This is a genomic window from Erwinia sp. 1181_3, assembly GCF_052824965.1.
On sequence record NZ_VTDE01000009.1, the window covers coordinates 1 to 17637 of the forward strand.

General features: G+C 49.0%; 13 protein-coding genes and 1 pseudogene. 6 read left to right on the plus strand and 8 right to left on the minus strand.

Annotated elements, in window-relative coordinates; translation table 11 throughout:
- Positions 1-455, minus strand: a 455-nt coding sequence (locus FY046_RS18485) for a DeoR family transcriptional regulator (protein WP_446186352.1), incomplete at its 3' end; no start/stop codon positions are given.
- Between the two features lie 275 nt (positions 456-730).
- On the opposite strand from FY046_RS18485, the pseudogene FY046_RS18490 reads away from it, so the two are divergent.
- From FY046_RS18490 to FY046_RS18500, 3 genes and pseudogenes are all read left to right on the plus strand, one after another.
- Positions 731-1124, plus strand: a pseudogene (locus tag FY046_RS18490) (tyrosine-type recombinase/integrase); the annotation flags it as partial.
- A gap of 377 nt (positions 1125-1501) precedes the next feature.
- Positions 1502-4051 (plus strand): N-6 DNA methylase, encoded by a 2550-nt coding sequence (locus tag FY046_RS18495; RefSeq protein WP_446186353.1) that lies wholly within the window; start codon positions 1502-1504, stop codon positions 4049-4051.
- A gap of 189 nt (positions 4052-4240) precedes the next feature.
- Positions 4241-5320 carry a hsdR gene (locus FY046_RS18500; RefSeq protein ID WP_446186354.1) on the plus strand — a complete coding sequence of 360 codons (1080 nt, stop codon included), beginning with the start codon at positions 4241-4243 and terminating at the stop codon, positions 5318-5320.
- 174 nt (positions 5321-5494) lie between these two features.
- On the opposite strand, the gene FY046_RS18505 is transcribed toward FY046_RS18500, so the two are convergent.
- From FY046_RS18505 to FY046_RS18515, 3 genes are all read right to left on the minus strand, one after another.
- Positions 5495-6874: a VasL domain-containing protein gene (locus FY046_RS18505; protein WP_339507215.1), complete on the minus strand. Its 1380-nt coding sequence runs from the start codon at positions 6872-6874 to the stop codon at positions 5495-5497.
- A gap of 433 nt (positions 6875-7307) precedes the next feature.
- Positions 7308-7649: a hypothetical protein gene (locus FY046_RS18510; RefSeq protein ID WP_446186355.1), complete on the minus strand. Its 342-nt coding sequence runs from the start codon at positions 7647-7649 to the stop codon at positions 7308-7310.
- A 31-nt stretch (positions 7650-7680) separates the two neighbouring features.
- Entirely contained in the window at positions 7681-8649 is a 969-nt protein-coding gene (locus tag FY046_RS18515) for a hypothetical protein (protein ID WP_446186356.1), read from the minus strand.
- A gap of 404 nt (positions 8650-9053) precedes the next feature.
- Between FY046_RS18515 and FY046_RS18520 the strand changes: the two genes are divergently transcribed.
- On the plus strand, positions 9054-11174 hold the full coding sequence (locus FY046_RS18520; RefSeq protein WP_446186357.1) for a TonB-dependent siderophore receptor: 2121 nt from the start codon (positions 9054-9056) through the stop codon (positions 11172-11174).
- Positions 11175-11219: 45 nt separating this feature from the next.
- Here the strand turns inward: FY046_RS18520 and FY046_RS18525 are convergent, their stop codons facing one another.
- Positions 11220-12158: a LysR family transcriptional regulator gene (locus tag FY046_RS18525; RefSeq protein WP_446186358.1), complete on the minus strand. Its 939-nt coding sequence runs from the start codon at positions 12156-12158 to the stop codon at positions 11220-11222.
- Between the two features lie 99 nt (positions 12159-12257).
- Here FY046_RS18525 and FY046_RS18530 point away from each other — a divergent pair, with 99 nt between their 5' ends.
- Positions 12258-13481 carry an MFS transporter gene (locus FY046_RS18530; RefSeq protein WP_238337028.1) on the plus strand — a complete coding sequence of 408 codons (1224 nt, stop codon included), beginning with the start codon at positions 12258-12260 and terminating at the stop codon, positions 13479-13481.
- A gap of 109 nt (positions 13482-13590) precedes the next feature.
- On the opposite strand, the gene FY046_RS18535 is transcribed toward FY046_RS18530, so the two are convergent.
- The 3 genes from FY046_RS18535 to FY046_RS18545 all read right to left on the minus strand — a co-directional run bounded on the left by FY046_RS18535 (position 13591) and on the right by FY046_RS18545 (position 16246).
- On the minus strand, positions 13591-14529 hold the full coding sequence (locus FY046_RS18535; protein ID WP_227535199.1) for a hypothetical protein: 939 nt from the start codon (positions 14527-14529) through the stop codon (positions 13591-13593).
- 54 nt (positions 14530-14583) lie between these two features.
- Entirely contained in the window at positions 14584-15249 is a 666-nt protein-coding gene (gene fsa / locus FY046_RS18540) for a fructose-6-phosphate aldolase (protein ID WP_133842592.1), read from the minus strand.
- Positions 15250-15508: 259 nt separating this feature from the next.
- Positions 15509-16246, minus strand: coding sequence for a DeoR/GlpR family DNA-binding transcription regulator (locus FY046_RS18545; protein ID WP_133842593.1), 738 nt, complete (start codon positions 16244-16246; stop codon positions 15509-15511).
- A 327-nt stretch (positions 16247-16573) separates the two neighbouring features.
- Between FY046_RS18545 and FY046_RS18550 the strand changes: the two genes are divergently transcribed.
- Positions 16574-17377 (plus strand): Cof-type HAD-IIB family hydrolase, encoded by an 804-nt coding sequence (locus FY046_RS18550; protein ID WP_167864310.1) that lies wholly within the window; start codon positions 16574-16576, stop codon positions 17375-17377.
- Positions 17378-17637 lie beyond the last annotated feature (260 nt).

Here is a 17637-nt window from a genome sequence, read left to right on the forward strand (position 1 = left end):
GGCTCAGTTGCCGAAAACATCTTGTCTTTATAGGTAAAATCTATCTTCTGGTATGCCTGAATTGCCCCGGAAATCGCATTGAGGGTGGACATGAAGGCACCGCAATTCTCATAGGGTCGTTGCTTGATCAGGAAGGGATTGTTTTCGGTATCACCCAGTAGTACGTTCAGCAGGCGGTCTTCCCAGCGCGGAAATAGTCCTTCAATGCCGAGAATGCGGGTAAAACGGCGCAAATCCGTGTTGCTGCGTTGTCCCAGAATCCCTTTAGGCAGGCGGTACTGCTTTCCCTGTCGGAGCAAGTTCAGGTAAGCCAAACGCTCAGTCAGATCGCGTCGTATTGTTTTTTCACAAACATTAAATTCGTCAGCAAGGCCCCTGACGGTCAGTGACTCGCCATTGTTGAGGCGCGTCAGTATCAATCCTAGTCGGTATCCAAGTTTGTCGTGTCGGTCCATTCCGGCATCCGGGTTGTTGAAGCAGGAATGGGATTATCGATAGGCAGGTGGACGGGTTAGGTCCCGTCATGAGAAAAAAGAACCTATTTAAAACAAATAATAATCAACGAGTTAGCAATTATTTTGATGGTATGGTTTTTCTGGACTCGTCCTGTCCATATGTCATTAAACGGAAGTGTGCGTATAGCCCGACGAATTTTGACCAAGTATCACTGCAGGTTTACAGTTTTAGAATTAACAGGATTTCGAGGTCTCCTGAGCAACAAAGTTACTACAAAGCGAGTGGACCCAGTGAAGTTGTCTCTCGTCTTCAACAACGTACAGCTGCTATTATGGGCTTTGCTGCACAAGATGTACTGACTTGATTATGAACCGGCCTAAGACACTGCTGGTGCGGTAGCCGTGGCTAAACGAGTTCATCGCATGGCACTTTATTTTGAACGCTTCCATAAGTCACTGGCGCGTATCGAATGCTTCAAAGACTGAAATTTGACCAAATCAGCTATGAGTTTAACGTTATTGGTTTACATACGTTCAAGTGAGCTACGTCAGATGGGAAGAAATTGATTTTAAAAATTCTTGGTCGAATCTTTGAAAGGAGTTGAACGCTCTCATCGTTGTTCAGAGAGACAAGCCCCTAGTCTCATGCCTCATAGCCATCAGGCCCTGAGATAGCAGAAAGCGAGTTGACAAAGCTAGTCTAGGTTCCAATTTGTTCTTTTAAGCGATCAGCAGCTATAGAACCAATTAGTAAGAGTAAAATTAACAAATCTTTTCGCTGAAACAAAAACTGAACTATATGTGCATGAATTTCGATCTATGTCATGCAGTGCGCAGATTTAATCAGGCTTATTGTTATAGGAAACTACTGAACGTCAGGATATAATTCAATTCGAGCAGTTTACATCCATAGCGCTAAACATCTTAATAAAAATCGCCTGATGACATAGTTGTGGGCAATGAATTTTTTATACATAAAAATAAAACATTCACTGCCCATTAAAACCTACAAAATGGTATTATTTAAATTTAAAAAAGTGGTAATTATGAATACTATACTTGTATGTCCAGTTCGTGGAAAACTGAAGTCCAATTATATTGCCGAGGATGGATTTACTGTTACAGAAGAAGCAAGAAGAATTGAATGCATAAAATATTTATGCAAGAAAAAATATCCAAAAGAAAACTTCTCTTGTGAAACAACAATCATAAAAAGAATAGGTAACGCAGGTAGAAACTCTCTTAGAGCGGATATAGTCATATATGACAAACCAACAAACTTGATTAATAAACTTGCTGAAGAAGAAAGAAACAAACATATCCTTCTTATCGCAGAGATAAAAAGAGAAAGCAAGTCCAAGAAAAAAGCACTAATGTATCAACTAGAACCAGCCTTAAGACAAGTTGATAAGAATAGCGTATTTGGTGTTTATTGGGATGATGTTAATAGACTTCTATTTATAAAGAAAACCAATGACAATGAAGTAATCATTGAAAAAGATGAACTGGGCAACATCCCAGACTATGGATTACCCTATCAATACAATAAATTAACATATGATAAATTAATTAGCCCAGAAGACATATCAACAACATTGATGGATATAGCAAATATCCTTAGGTCGAATCATATAAATGATGAGGCAACAAGATATAGAGAAACAGTCAAGCTTCTATTAGCAAAATATGTTGATGAAAAAGAGGCAAAGGAAAGCAAAGAACCTCTAATTCTACAAGTTTTACCCGGTGAAGATCCGAACTTTTTAACGAGGGTACAAAATCTATATTCTAGAACAGCAAGGATTTACTCTAAAGCGACATCTATTTTTAGTAAAGAAACGATAAACTACTTATCGGAAAAAGCATTAAGAGAAATAGTTGCAAAAGTTCAAGGGTTAGATTTGCTCAACTCATCAAGTGATTCTATGCAGCAGGTATTCATGAACTTTGTTCCCGCTGTATTCAAAAAAGATTTAGATCAATATTTCACACCACTGACATTAATTAATTGCATGGTTGAAATATTGAAACCGGGTCCAAATGATAAAATTGCAGACCCTGCAATGGGAACCGCTGATTTTTTAACTGCATCAATGCAATATCGGTTTAATCATAATGACGGGCAAGTTATTAACCGTGTTTATGGATCAGACAAAGATCCTCAAGCATATGAACTTGCCGTCATAAATATGATCTTAAATAAAGATGGTCAGACTAATTTACTTAATGTAGATACCATAGAGGAATACTACCGATGGTCTGAAACGATGGATATTGCATTTTGCAACCCACCATTTGGTGCAAAAACAGTAGAAACAAGAGAAGATGTATTAAAACAGTTTGACTTAGGGTATGTTTGGGAAAACAAGGAAGGTAAGTGGTATAAAACAGATGAAATCCAAGAATCACAGCAACTTGGAATATTATTTATTGAAAGGTGCTTTAAGCTTTTGGCTGAGGGTGGCAGGATGGGAATTATTTTGCCAGAAGGCTATCTATGCACAGCAAGTTATGGATATGTAAGACAATGGATCATTGATAAATTTAGAATCATAGGTCTAGTTGAGCTCCCTAGACGTATTTTCCTAAAATCAGAAGCAGATCTACGGTCCAATATACTTTTCGCATATAAAAAACACAACGAGGATGAAGATGAAGATTACCCAGTTCATACAGAACTAGTTAGAAAGGTAGGATATAAATTAGGGAAAGGTTTTTTCCCAATACCATTAAGGGATCCAAACACTGGCATTGAAATGAGAGATCTCGACAATAGCATTATAATTGATACAGATTTCCTTCGTGTCCGCGAAAATTTCCTACAGTTCATTAAATACATTAATGAGCCGATTGAAAAAAATTGGGATGGGGCATATCTTAGTGATATTACATCACACCCTTTATTGGATATGAAACCACGTAGATTGAATAAAAAAGCATTATCAAATATAAGAAACATCACAAATAGTCAGTATGTTAAATTGTCAGAAATTGCTGAGGTATTAGAATCTACAGAGTTATTTGATGGAGGTATTGAAGAAGAAATATACCTTGTTGAAGGGCAAGATATACGTGCAGTAGAAGGTGTAGTTGTGCTCAAGGACAGCGAAAAAAGATGGCAGGTTGAGGTTCGAAAAACCAATAAAGGATATAAACTCAGAAAAAATGATATAGTTGTTGGACTAGTTCGACCAGAGAGAAGAAACATAGGCTTTTATAATTATGATTTGCCTAATGTTTACGCTAGTTCTGATGGGGTCGCTGTCGTAAGGGAAAAAACTGAGTTAGCAGGCCAATTCCCAATCGAATGGATATTTCATACACTAAGAACAGAGAAATGTCGTTTACAATTTTGGACAGAGTCAGGCGGAACCAGTTATGGTAAGCTAACACTAGAGCAAATAAAAAATGTATTAATACCGTTACCGACTCAAACTGACATAGACGAAATAACAAATAAAGTTCGGTCATGGTCTGATTTAACATCTCAAATGCATCACCTATTCCAAAATATGTGGGCTAATGAGGATAAAAAAGCGATATTAAACTCTCCAATTATAGGATTGGAAAGTGAATCATTGTATGATGAGGAATAATTACTCTTGATTACTCACCAAGCTTAAATATGTTAAAAAGGGCTCAGAGGCCCTTTTTAACCATTAAGTTCAGTAAATACCCCCTCATCCTGCCAAGATCTTTTTTACGCTGAAAACTTAAAAGAAGGCTTAGCCAAAATAGCAATATTTAAATTCAGATTGCATATTATACTATCAGGATAGCAGAAAATGCTTTATGAAAATGATAATGAAAGCCCAGCCCTTACAAATGAAGTCCATGCCTTAATTGACAACGGATTAGATTTTCTGAATAAAGCACGCCGAGAGTTTGAATCCGGGCAACACAAGCATTCAATTGTCAATTTCTGGACTGCCGTTGAGATTCTTCTGAAGGTGCCTTTGGTCCACGAGCATTGGACGCTGGTCTGTACAGGTAAAAAAATTAGTCGTAAGAATTACCTCGCAGGAAATTTTCAGTCTGTTACCTATGATGAGACCTGCGATCGCCTCAGGGACATTCTTGAAAAAAATCTACCGACTGAAACTACTAAGATTTTCGATAAGGTCAGAAAGCACCGTAACCGAGTGGTGCATTTTTACCACAATGCTTTTTCGGAAACTGAACTGCAAAATATACTTGCGGAGCAGGCTGATGCATGGTTTTCCCTAAACAGGTTGATGCGAGATGACTGGCCATCATTGTTCGGGCACTCACTGAATCAAAAACTAGCGCTAGATGAGACTCATCTTTTACAGAATAACGAATTCTATGCAACAGCAAAATTTAAATATATCAAACCTCAACTGGATCAATTAGTAGCACAGGGTTTGGCTGTGAGTGACTGTCCGCATTGCAAGCAAACAGCCACCGTAGAATATGTCTCTAATGAAAACAGTACTCATCCATTATATGAGTTGCGATGCCATGTCTGCCTTCGAGAGGTTGATAAATATATTGAGGCAAACTGCCCAGAATGCACTATAGCTCAGCGCATCTATCCTGATGATCAAGATTTTACCTGTCAAAAATGTCATCATAGTTTAACCAAGTACAGCCTTCTTGATGAAGGGACTGGAAGGGCTAAGGATTCACTCTGCTCTCCTCTACCGGCAAGCTGTTCCGATTGTGACGGATATGAATCAATTTGCGAATACGATGGGGGTTACTTTTGCACACAGTGCTTTACTCCCCATGAATCATTAGAGCCCTGTGGCTATTGCAATCATTACAGCAATGATGTGGGAGAGTTTAGCATTATTAACGGCTGTAATTTTTGCGATGGTAATACGAAATTATTAGATGGCTAAAATAGAAGCAACATCGATTCAAGAGCGAGGATGCCTGATTGCCCCCAGCAGAACTGCATAACTAACAACCAAATTTGACACGAGTTTTGAAAATCCCCGTGTCCTTGGTTCGATTCCGAGTCCGGGCACCATATTTAGAAGAACCCGCCTGTGGCGGGTTTTTTGCTTTCTGGGTTACAGACTCTCTTTTCCTTTTTCCTGACTCAGCAAGAAGTAACGCTTCTGCAACTGCTCCAACGCCATTTCCGTCTGCCGTTTCTGTATATCAGAAGAGCTGACCGAGTAAAGACGCAGCTGTTCTTCAACCGGGATCGATCGGTTAAACGCCTGCCTTGCGGTGTATATCACCGACTTCAGTTCGCTGACCGTAATGTATTTCCCGCGCTCGCTGTCGAGCGTATTCAGCTTCGCACTCAGTTGCTGCAACTGCGACATGCCCTTATGCCAGCCGCTCATCACATCTTCGGGTAACGCTGCCGCATTGAGCTGCTGTTGCCATTTCTGTACCAGCTGTTTCGCCACCTCATCTTCAGGCTTGAATGACTGCAACTGGTTGATTAACCCCTGGCCGTAGGATAAAGACCAGTCAGGGCTGTAGCCCTCTACCCGCTCCAGCTGCTGCTGCGTTTGCTCAACAAAGTTTTCCGCCAGTTGAGGCTGACTCTGAAGCAAAGCCTGACGCTGAGCGGGCGATAACGGGGTAGCAAGAGGCATAACGGACGCTTCCAACTGCAACAACAGCGGAGCCGGAGGAAATACCTTATCCCAGCCCAGCTGTACCGCGCTGCCCAGCACAAGCATGACGCACATCCCCGCCGCAAAGGGCTTCCAGGGCATATTGTTAAACGGTATCTGCATCGCTGCCTTAGACTGCGCCACATAGACCCATCTCACGGGTTCCTCAGTTTCCTTCGGTGATTCTGCAACCGGCTCGGGTAACACCACGTCCAGCTTAGCCACCGTACTACTGGTCCCCTTCGCCAGAGGAGTTCCGGCGACTGACGTACTGTTTTTTCCCGCCACGTCACTGTTTTCCAACCGAATGGCAATGCTGTGCATCAACGTGGCCAGTACATCAAACTGACTCAGCTGTTTTAATTCCCGCCTATCCAATACTTCATTCAGACGCGCGAGCAGATGCTCGGCCTGGTACAACTGACTGAGGTTAAGATCGCTGTAGCTAATCGGAAGCGTGCGCATCAGTTGCTGGATACGTCGGCTCAGGCTACTGAGGATGTCCACCCGCGCGTGTCCCTGCTTAGGCCACAGCGTTTCCCACTTATGGCTAATCAGGGCCTCGAGGATCGCCAGGCCTTCGTTCAACCCGGATAACCCGGCAAGTTGCATGCGAACCTGGGTATACCAGGCGGCTGTCTGTAATTCCACACCGTTGCGTTCAAACAGTGCCAGGCACAATTTTTGTACCCGAGTCCAGTCCACGTCCGGCCGTGCAGAATGAGCGAACTTACTCATTTCATCGTTCAGGGAAATATAGTCCGGCAGCATAGTCGGGTCACCGCCGGTTTTCAAATAACGTTCAGATAATGGGTTCATAGTGGGCTTCTGAGTTGAGAAAATGTATTTATCTATTTAAGAAAGTTCAAAAAAATTATCGTGTTAAATAAGAACAATTAGACAAGCGCACCACAATAACTGCATGCCCTTCCTTCCTCAAAAATAATAATATTTTTTGAACCACTTATTGATATACAATCGGAAACCCTTACTAAGCAAATAGTCATCGCTACATATTCTGACAGTGTTCTGGGAAACAGGCTCACGAAAACTCCTTTTATAAGTTAAATCCTATCATTCCATTAAATATCCCAAAAAATACCCCATCGATTATTCATAACAGGGTTTTAATATCAAGATATTGTGTCATAAGATGACGGATCAGCACCAAAACCTGGGGCATGAGTGCCCTTTTGGCTGTGTTAAACAGAGAGATTAACGGCAGGAGGAACAGATATGAGACGTTGCAAGATTAGGCAGTGAGGAATTGCACGATAGCCACAATAAGCATCAGGCCGACACCTATCACCATTATCCAGCACAGCGCGTAAAAAGGATGATTGTTGCCGTGTCTTGCGATCAAACGCAGCTCGTCAGTCGAAAAAAACCGTAATGAGCGTCGAAAGACGATGAGATAGGCAATACAGTAAAGCAGCCACAAGAATGGCGTCAGCCAGGCCAGATCGCGCCCGCCAGTCAAAAATAAACATAATGGGATAACAAAGAAGAAGATGGCGGCCAGGTTATCCCGACGTTTCAGTTTCTCCCTCCATCGGGCATCGTTCTCTTTCACGGCTTTCTTACTGGGTAACATTGTTACTCTCCTCCTTTGGAACCATTTACCTTCACTTTATTAACGTATCTGCCTTGATCCAGGCAACAAGGGGAGAGCCTTTTGCATTGATGTAACCCACATTCACCCATTGATTATCAGGTGAACGTTGTATGATTTTTATTTCATCCCCCGCCACCAAATAGGCCTTAGTTTGACTGTGTTCATCTGCACGGGTGAATAATAAGGCTTTGGACTCTATCGATGCGGCCACCGTCAGGCTATTGACGTAATGGGCTATCTGGCTGCGAACGGCCTTTGCCGATAATTTATTTAATGTAGCCAGTTGCTGGTAGTCATTAATATTACCTTTCCCCGGCACGTCACAACGCATAATATTCATTACCCGGGCATTTTCCATGAGGGCGAAATCCCCTTTCGACTCACGCAGCGTAGGCCGCATTGCGGTAAAGTTAAACGTGTCTGCGTTGGGTTTTTCTGAACTGGCGAGGATATCTTTGCCGCCGACCCACGTGTAACCACACGCCTCACCGCTCCAGTCACTGGTGATACAGCCATTCTTCATATCAACCACACTGCAATAGGCGCGGTCGCTCCAGGTCACCGTACCATCTTCCTGCCACAACTCCCCACCAGAGATGCTGTTGACGATCAGATAACGCCCGGAGGGGGACACCTGGGAAGAACCGTCTTCAGTGTAATAACGGTCCTCCTGGCTGAGATCTGCCTGCATATTTTTAGTAGAGAAGACGATTTTCCCCCATGTGTTGGCATCGTAATGCTCCCCTTTTTTCGCCTGAGAAAAGGTTAATACGCCCCCTTCAGGAGAGGTAATCATCACCCCGGCATGACTTATTCCAGAAATTAAAAGAGAGAACAAAAAACAACCCGCATAACGATGCTTAATCATCCACTGACCTTGAAGGAGCAAAAAAGAAGGGGGAAAAGATACCACTCTTATGATGCGCTGACACGATCGCCTGCTGATGAATCGCAACGCGCTCAGCGAGGCAGCTATCATCGTGATAGCTGCTTTTTTTATTTTCCTCTACGGACGTTCTCTCCCTCTTAATGCCCGCTTTACTTTAAATATTCTACTATTTTTCTGCTTCATAACCTTCTTGTCATAATATCACCACAGAGTCTGAATGCGCTTTCGCGCCATATTTAACTACTTGTTAAATATATAATCACCCCTAAAAACCACAGATTCCAGGCGTATCATCACCTCAAGCACGTAACAGGCAGGTAACGTTCTAACTAAAGACAAATTTTTATATTGCCGTGAAGATCTGCACATAAAAACACTACGGCTTGTAGGTGTTATTTCGCGATAAAAATTTAATTTTTCGGAAGTTATTGCATAGTCACTACCAATGATAATAATTGTCGTTATCTTTAACATTCTCATTGGCATCTGAATCTATGTTTAACACCAAGCCCTGCCTGCTCTCTGTGCTGATTGCCAGCACCTGCGCCACCTTCGCTCACGCCGCCACCCCCCCTGACGAAAAAACCCTGGTGGTTAGCGCGTCGGATTCCGGTGCAGCGTCATTGCCCGCTTACACCAACAGCGCCACCAAATCAGCGGTGCCGGAAAGTAAAACGCCGCAGGTGATTAACACCGTGGGCAGCAAAGAGATTGCCGCACGCCACGCCAACTCACTGAATGAAATTCTGCGCTATGCGCCGGGCGTCTCCACAGAAACCCGTGGTGCCACCTCGTATATGAGCGAATATAAAATTCGTGGTTTTGCGGTAGATAACTCGTTCTACGACGGGCTGCAGCTACCGTATAACGTCACCGGAAATACCAAAGCCAATATCGACCCAATTCTTATCGACCATGTTGATATCCTGAAAGGCCCGGCCTCGGTGCTGTACGGCAACGGTTCACCGGGCGGTCTGGTGAATATTCAGAGCAAGAAACCGCAGAAAGAACAGAAAACCGAGGTCGGCTTTAACAGCGGCAGCCGGAAACTGCGCGAAGGCTATATCGACAGCACCGGGGCGATTGCCGACAGCGACTGGAGCTACCGCTTTATCGGTAAAGCCAGCGCCGGCGATGACCAGCCGCGCACCACCAAATCCGAAAACTATCTGGTGGCACCGTCCCTGACATGGCAACCCTCGGACAAAACCCGCCTGACATTTGATGCGCAGTACCAGGATATCCCCAGCCTGACGCCGTCGGATACAATGCCGCTGGCCGCGCTGAAAGCCTTAGATTCCTCACACCGCGCCTACGCGGGCGATCGCTGGAGCGGCTTTAAACAGCGCCAGTGGATGCTGGGTTACAGCTTTGAACATGAGTTCGATAACGGCTGGGCCGTCGCCCAGAAGGCACGCTACTTTGACGTCGACACGCATCAGCAAAGCATCTACGCGACCGGCATCACCGATCCAGCGGTCAGCAACACGCAACTGGGTCGTTTTGCCTATACCACTGATGAAGATCTGAAAAGTTTCAACATCGACAACCAGGTGACGAAGCAGTGGGATCTGGGCGACTGGAAACACCACCTGCTGGCGGGTGTGGACTATCAGCGCATGGATTCCCACTTCCACTATAAATATGCTTCTGCCGCCTCACCGGGTATTGATATCAGCAACCCGGATTACAATCAGGTCAATGAGTCGGCGCTGGGCCTGAACACCGCGCAGCTTAACCGCCTGAGTTTTAATCAAACCGGCTACTACTTCCAGGATCAGGTCGAATACGGCAACCTGAGCCTGATCGCCGGACTGCGTTACGACGACTACCGCTCAACCAATACCGATTATTTTGCCAATAACACCAAAACCTGGGTTGATCAGCACCGCCTGACCAAACGCCTCGGCGCGCTCTACACCTTTGATAACGGCATTGCGCCGTTTATCAGCTATTCCGAAGGCTTCAAACCGGTTTCACCCACGGGCAACCTGACCACCGCCAAACCGACCACCAGCCGTCAGCTGGAAGGCGGGGTGAAATACCTGCTGGCCGATTACGCCACCACGGTGACCGCCTCGGTATTTAATATTCGCCAGAAAAATGTGCTGACGTCGAATTCCAACGTGCCAGCAGTCTATCGCCAGACCGGGGAAGTGGAGTCAAAAGGCGCAGAGCTGTCGGTGATCAGTCGTCCGACCGAGAATATTAATATCATCGCCAACTACGCCTACACCCACGCGCTGAATACGGAAGATGATAAATATCAGGGTAAACGCCCGACTCAGGTGGCGGAGAACACCTTCAACCTGTGGGGTGACTACACCGTCGACAGCGGTGCAGTACGCGGCCTGACCGTCGGTGCCGGGGCGCGTTATGTCGGCCCAATGGAAATTTCACTGGCGAACGATCAGGGGAAACTGGGCGGCACCACGCTGTGGGATATGGCCGTGTCTTACAATATGGCGGCGGTGTCTCCGCAGCTGGCCGGGGTGACGCTGAAAGCCAGCGCGCAGAACCTGACCAACAAAGAGACCTTCACCTGCTACGACACCTACAACTGCTGGATCGGTCGTGACCGTACCTGGCAGGCAGGCGTCAGCTACAGCTTCTGATCCCGCGCTCTACAGGCACTCTCCTGGCGGGAGTGCCTTTTTTATTTAGCGCACCGGGTGCTGCGTCCCCGACAGGACCGGCATCGCTTCGCGCATCATCGCCAGAAACATCCGCAATCGTGCCGGATAGTAACGGGCATGCGGATAGACCAGATACACCGGCAACGCAGCGGCCTGCCACTGTGGAGCCAGATGCAGCAAGTCCCCACGGGCAATATCCTCCTGTACCACCCATGACGATGCAATACCCACCCCCATTCCTGCCAGTACGGCATTGCGCAGCGCATACAGACTGTCGGTCAGCAGACGTGGCCGGATATCAAAACGCTGGTTCTCCCCACTCGGAAGCTGCGTCAGCGACACGCTGTGACGATAAAAAGTGCTGAGCGCCAGCCAGGGCAGATCCTGCAACTGTTGCGGATGCCGGGGCAACCCCCCCGAAGGCAGCAGCGAGGGTGCGCCAATCACAATGCGCGGCACTTCGGCCACCAGCAGGGCCACCACCGAGGGTTCCGTCACCGGACCGACGTGCACCGCACAATCAATGCCTTCGGCAATAAAGTCCGGGTGCCGATCACTGAGCATCCACTCGACGGTCATCTGAGGGTAGCGTTGTAAGTAGCGCTGCAAAGGCCCAATCATCTGGTCCTGGCCAAAGGCATGCGGGGCCAGTACACGCAGCACGCCCTGCGGCTCTTCCGTTACGCCGCGCAGATCGTCCTCAATGCCCTGCCAGCTTTCCAGCAACGTTCTGGCATGGGCGTAACAGCGTTCGCCATCTTCCGTCAGCTTCATCACGTGCGTGGTACGCTGCAATAGCTTCAGCCCCAGCAGTTTTTCCAGGGTTTGCAGGCGGCGACTGACGGTGGGCTGGCTGGTCCCCAGACGTGCCGCCGCCGCCGACAGATTGCCGGCTTCCACAATGCGCACAAAAGTCTGCATCAGTTCTATACGGTCAACGCCGGGAAATTGAGATATGTTCATACGCTTATCGTATAACAGTTCTACCAGGCAGGCGACTACCCTCTAACGCAGCGGCGCATAATAATAGCGCCAACTTCACTGACACACAGGCTGTTCACCATGTCGACTCACACCGCTTCTTTACCGCAGCCACTCTCCGGCCCCACCGTGCTGATGCTGGCCAGCGGCGCTGGCTTTAGCGTGGCATCCATCTACTACAGCCAGCCGATGCTGGAAATTTTATCGCGCCAGCTTCATGCCAGCGTCACCACCAGCGGCCTGGTGCCGACGTTGACGCAAATGGGTTATGCCCTCGGCATCCTGCTGCTGGCGCCACTGGGGGATCGCCACGATCGCCGCACCATTATCACTCTCAAAGGTATGTTGCTGACGCTGGCCCTGCTGCTCAGCGCCGCCGCCGGCAATATGATGGTGCTGCTGGCCGCCAGCCTGGCGATTGGCATCACCGCGACAATGGCACAGGATATCGTTCCGGCCTCTGCCAGCCTGTCGCCGGAGGCACAGCGCGGTAAAACGGTGGGCACGGTGATGACCGGACTGCTGCTTGGCATTTTGCTGTCCAGAGTGGTGAGCGGGCTGGTGGCGCAGTACTTCGGCTGGCGCGTCATGTTTGTGCTCGCCGCCCTGCTGGTGCTGATGATTACCCTGGTGCTGTGGCGTCGCCTGCCGCATATCGCCCCCAGCACCTCGCTGGGTTACCCGGCGCTGTTGGCATCAATGCGCCACCTGTGGATGCACCACGGTGAGCTGCGCCGCGCCACGCTGGCGCAGGGGTTGCTCTCTGTCGGTTTCAGCGCGTTCTGGTCGACACTGGCGGTGATGCTGCACAGCCGTTATGGCCTGGGCAGCGCCACGGCAGGGGCGTTTGGCCTGGCGGGTGCCGCAGGCGCAATGGCGGCACCGCTGGCGGGAATGATGGCCGACCGCCGCGGCCCGGCGCTGGTTACGCAGTTCAGCACTGCCCTCGCCACGCTCTCTTTTGCTGCCCTGTTTTTACTGCCGCTGCTGCCGGTTTCCGCCCAGCTGGCGCTGATTGTTATCTCGGCTATCGGCTTTGATTTTGGCGTGCAGGCGACGCTGGTTTCCCATCAGACGCTGATCTTCGGGCTGGAACCCGCCGCCCGCAGCCGCCTGAATGCGCTGATGTTTACCGGGGTATTTATCGGTATGGCGGTCGGTTCGGCGCTGGGCAGTCTGTTGCTGGAAAAGGCGGGCTGGCCGGGCGTGGTCGCCCTGCTGACACTGGCCGGAGCGGGCAGTTTTATCGTGCGGATGAATGCCCGCCGCCTGATGAAGTCTGCCCATAAAACAAGACAAGCATAAATCCGTAATGGCTGACCCTGAGTTTCGGTCAGCCAGTATTGCTGACCTGGACCCTGGTACAAACCCTCAGCACGGGTCGATCGGAAAAAATGATCGACCCGTGCGGCTGTTACTCAGCGAGTTTTTTGTAGAAGTCATCCCACTGCTGACGGTACACATCAAGCTGCTTGAGCCCGCTCTCTATAGAGGATTGCGCCATCTTGTCAGGATTCGGCGTGTTGTTAATCACATCGGCAAAGGCACTGAACGCAGCCTCCATATTTTTACTGAGTGTTGTCGCCGCCATCATCGCCACCAGTTCAAGCTGCGGTCGGGCGGTGCCGCTCTTCACCTGCTCAAGATAGTCACGCGCATCAGCCTGCATCGCACGGGTGCCGTACTGGTTAGCCACATCCAGCATCCCCTGTGCCGACAGGAGCGTTCGCTCTTCGCGAAAGGCAATCTTGTCATCAATCATCGCATCAACAATATCGGTTGCCTGCTGTTGGTTATCGGGTGAGACATATTTCTCCACCAGCTTATGCAGCTTGGCCTGGGTTAACGTCAGGGCCATCGCCTCCGAGGTGTCTGAATTATCGTACTGATTACGCCCCACCTGACCATCCGTTATCACCTGATGCAGCGCGGCGGCAAAGCTGTCCATGCTGGCCTGGGTAGGGTCAGCGGTCATCTTCAGCAGTGGGCTGAAGGTGCGGGCATCCCAGTTGGTTTGCGGATCGTTAAACAACGCATACCCCAGATTTATCGACGGGGTCTGGTTGGCTGATTTACTGGCCAGCAGGTCCTTAACCTGGTGTTCCTGCTGTTCCAGTTGCTCTGCCGTTAAGGGTTCGGTGGAAACCTGCGCCAGTCGTGCTCTGCCTTCCGGCGAGATCACCACCATGCTGGCAGGCAAGGTTTTTCCGGTAATGCTCTCGGTTTGAGAAGAGGTTGCTGCTTCCACTGCGGTTGTGGCGATGTACCCTCTTGCCACGCTGTCGGTCACTCCACTGATAACGCCCATAATGCCCTCTACGGTTTTTTCTTCGGTAGAGCAATTAATCGGCAATATGTAAGAATTCTTTACCAAATAACGTCAGAACCCTGACATTCAGCAGGTCATTTATGACAGCGTCAGGCTACCGTAGGCCGATGACCAGTCGTGGTCAAAACGCTGCAGTGCGCTGTCCACCGCCGGATCAAGCAGGAACAGTTCCGCCACATCCGGATCGACGGTGATCGCCTGACACCCGGCGAGCATACAGTCCAGCACCTGGCGCGGCGTACGGAAGCTGGCGGCCAGCACTTTGCTCTGTGGGCAATGGAGGCCCAGCAAGGTTTGCAGCTCCCTGACCAGCGCAATGCCGTCGCCGCCCTGCGCATCAATACGGTTAACATAGGGAGCAATGTAGCTGGCCCCGGCCAGCGCCGCGTAAAAGCCCTGCCCGGCTCCGTATACTGCCGTGCCCAGCGTCGGGATATTCTGCTGCGTCAGTAATTTAATTGCGGTCAGGCCCTGGTGGGTTACTGGCACCTTTACCACCAGCGACGGCACGATTTCGCGCAACTGTAACGCCTCATCCACCATGGCAGATGCCTCATGCGCAATCACCTGAGCGAACAGCGTGCTGTCGGCTGGCAGAATCGTCACCAGCTCCTGCAACACGCTGCTGAGCGGGCGCTTACTGCGAGCGACAATACTGGGATTGGTGGTCACACCCTTTATCGGCAGCACTGCTGCCAGGCGCTTTACCACTGCCACATCTGCCGTATCTAAATAGAATTCCATCACATCCTCCGGGAAACCACGCTAAGAAGTTTCATATGAAACTGTTTTTTCTTTCGCCGTACAATAAATGAAATATTCGCGATGAAATTTGATCGCTGTCACGCTTATCAAGGCAGAAGAAAACAATAAAAAAACTAAAACAAAAAGTTTTAAAACAGTTAGTTAGATGCTGATGGTTGTGGTGTATTGCGATTGGTGAAAGTGACCTTTCACCAGGCGGGAAATAACGTAACAAAGCAGCGCGAATATGAAAGCGCTATCAGGCCTTCAGCACCCTCACCCCCTGTTGCACGAGGGCGTTTTCAAAGTTCAGCAGCAGCCCGGCGTCAGTGATCACCGTGTCGATATCGCTGTGCTTCGCCACGTTATACGGGAACAACTTGCCGAACTTGCCCGATTCGGCAATCACGTAATTCTGCACCCGCTTCTCTATCGCCAGCCGGATGTTTTCAGCGCGCATAATGTCACGCCCGGTAAAGCCATAATCCGGGTTGTAACCATCAATACCGATAAACACCTTGTTGAAATTGATGTTGTTGATACACAGGTGGGTCAGCGGCCCGACCAGGCATTCGCTGCGCTTTTGCAGCACCCCGCCTATCAACACCACATCCTGATGGCAGTTTTTCAGCTCGTTAGCGACATAAACACAAGGGGTTACCACCGTGACATCCAGGCCTGAACGGCCAATCTCCCGGGCAAAATGTGCATTGCTGCTACCGGCTTCAATAAACAGCGTGTCCCCTTCTGACAATAGCGCCAGCGCCCGCTTTGCCATGGCTTCTTTGGTGGAAAAGTTACTGCTGACACGCTCAGAGAGATCGTTAAGTGACACCGCATAACCGTGAGCACGGCTGAGATAATGCAGGCTTTCCAGTTCGGCCAGGTCTTTGCGGATCGTCACGCCAGAGACACCGTTAATCTGCGCCAGCTCATTAATGCTGACCTTTCCCTTCTCTTCCACCCGATCGAGAATACGCCGGTGACGCTGTTTCATAGGGACCCTCTCCGTCTGTGATTACTTTCATCAGTAATCCTTTCCTTTCATATTATGTAAGCAGCGTGCGGATCACAATCTGATGCCCGTCGAAAATCACTGCCTCTTTTCGAGGTAGGTTTTTCCCCTTACAGGTACTTTCATCGCTAACAGCATCCAGTAACAGTACAAAAAGCACCAGACAGGGGATAAATAACCCAATAACGGCTCAGCCTCAGCAAGCACACAAATAAAAGGGGAACGCACGGAAAAAAGCTGCCTCTTTTTACCTTCAGTCTTTCCACCGATGATAAGGCAGTATTTTACCTTTTTTACTCAGGGGACCCGATGATTAAAATGATTGCTGTGGATATGGACGGCACCTTCCTCGATGACAACAAAACCTACAACAAAGCGCGATTTTTAGCGCAATACCAGCAACTGAAAAAGCAGAACATCAAGTTTGTGGTCGCCAGCGGCAACCAGTATTACCAGCTCATCAGCTTCTTCCCGGAAATACGGGATGAGATCGCTTTTGTCTCCGAAAACGGTGCCAATATTGTCGACTGTGGTAAAACCTTGTTCTGTGGCGAGTTAAGTGAAGCGCATCTGGAAAAAGTGCTGGCGGTGCTGGCCAGGCTGCCTTACGCCCATACCGTGGTCTGCGGGCCGCGCAGCGCCTATATGCTCAACAGCGCACCCGAATCACTGGTAACACTGATGTCGCAGCACTATCACCGCCTGGAACTGCGCGATGATTTCAGCGCGCTCAATGACACCATCTTCAAGTTCTCACTGAATCTGGCCGATGAAAAAATCCCGGAACTGATGGCACATATCGGCCATGCGCTCGATGGCATCGTCACACCGGTTTCCAGCGGCTTCGGGTTTGTTGACCTGATCATTCCTGGCATCCACAAAGCGCACGGATTGGCGCTACTGCAACGTCAGTGGCAGATTGCCGACAATGAAGTGGTGGCCGTCGGTGACAGCGGTAACGATATTGAGATGGTGGCGCATGCCGGTTATGGCTTTGCGATGGCGAATGCGCAACCCGCCGTGAAGCAGGTGGCGCGATATCACACCGAGAGTAACAACCATGAAGGCGCGCTGAACGTGATTGAACGCGTGTTAAGCGGTCAGATCGGTTAAACGCAGGGGGCGCCCCTGAGAGATCCCAGAAAAATGACCAGGGCGTCATTGCGGGCAGCCGGTTCCCGGAGGAAGGGCTGCTTGCTGCACCGGCATAAACACGTCCCTGTGGCCTGGCGGCCGGCCTTCCCTGGCCGGCAGCCTGCTGCAATCAGCCCTTCCTCCTTCACCTGCTGGCATTTGCGTGGCTGTTTTTAAAACCCACAGCGGGAACGAATGTTTAGGGGATGGGGCCAGTTTGAGGTAAGCCGGACGTCACG

Bases quoted from the DNA above. Each gene is read 5' to 3' on its own strand.
- FY046_RS18510 (WP_446186355.1), bottom strand. From the start codon at position 7,649: ATGTTACCCAGTAAGAAAGCCGTGAAAGAGAACGATGCCCGATGGAGG.
- FY046_RS18515 (WP_446186356.1), bottom strand. From the start codon at position 8,649: ATGATAGCTGCCTCGCTGAGCGCGTTGCGATTCATCAGCAGGCGATCG.
- FY046_RS18525 (WP_446186358.1), bottom strand. From the start codon at position 12,158: ATGAACATATCTCAATTTCCCGGCGTTGACCGTATAGAACTGATGCAG.
- FY046_RS18520 (WP_446186357.1), top strand. From the start codon at position 9,054: ATGTTTAACACCAAGCCCTGCCTGCTCTCTGTGCTGATTGCCAGCACC.
- FY046_RS18550 (WP_167864310.1), top strand. From the start codon at position 16,574: ATGATTAAAATGATTGCTGTGGATATGGACGGCACCTTCCTCGATGAC.
- fsa (WP_133842592.1), bottom strand. From the start codon at position 15,249: ATGGAATTCTATTTAGATACGGCAGATGTGGCAGTGGTAAAGCGCCTG.
- FY046_RS18545 (WP_133842593.1), bottom strand. From the start codon at position 16,246: ATGAAACAGCGTCACCGGCGTATTCTCGATCGGGTGGAAGAGAAGGGA.
- FY046_RS18530 (WP_238337028.1), top strand. From the start codon at position 12,258: ATGTCGACTCACACCGCTTCTTTACCGCAGCCACTCTCCGGCCCCACC.
- FY046_RS18500 (WP_446186354.1), top strand. From the start codon at position 4,241: ATGCTTTATGAAAATGATAATGAAAGCCCAGCCCTTACAAATGAAGTC.
- FY046_RS18505 (WP_339507215.1), bottom strand. From the start codon at position 6,874: ATGAACCCATTATCTGAACGTTATTTGAAAACCGGCGGTGACCCGACT.
- FY046_RS18495 (WP_446186353.1), top strand. From the start codon at position 1,502: ATGAATACTATACTTGTATGTCCAGTTCGTGGAAAACTGAAGTCCAAT.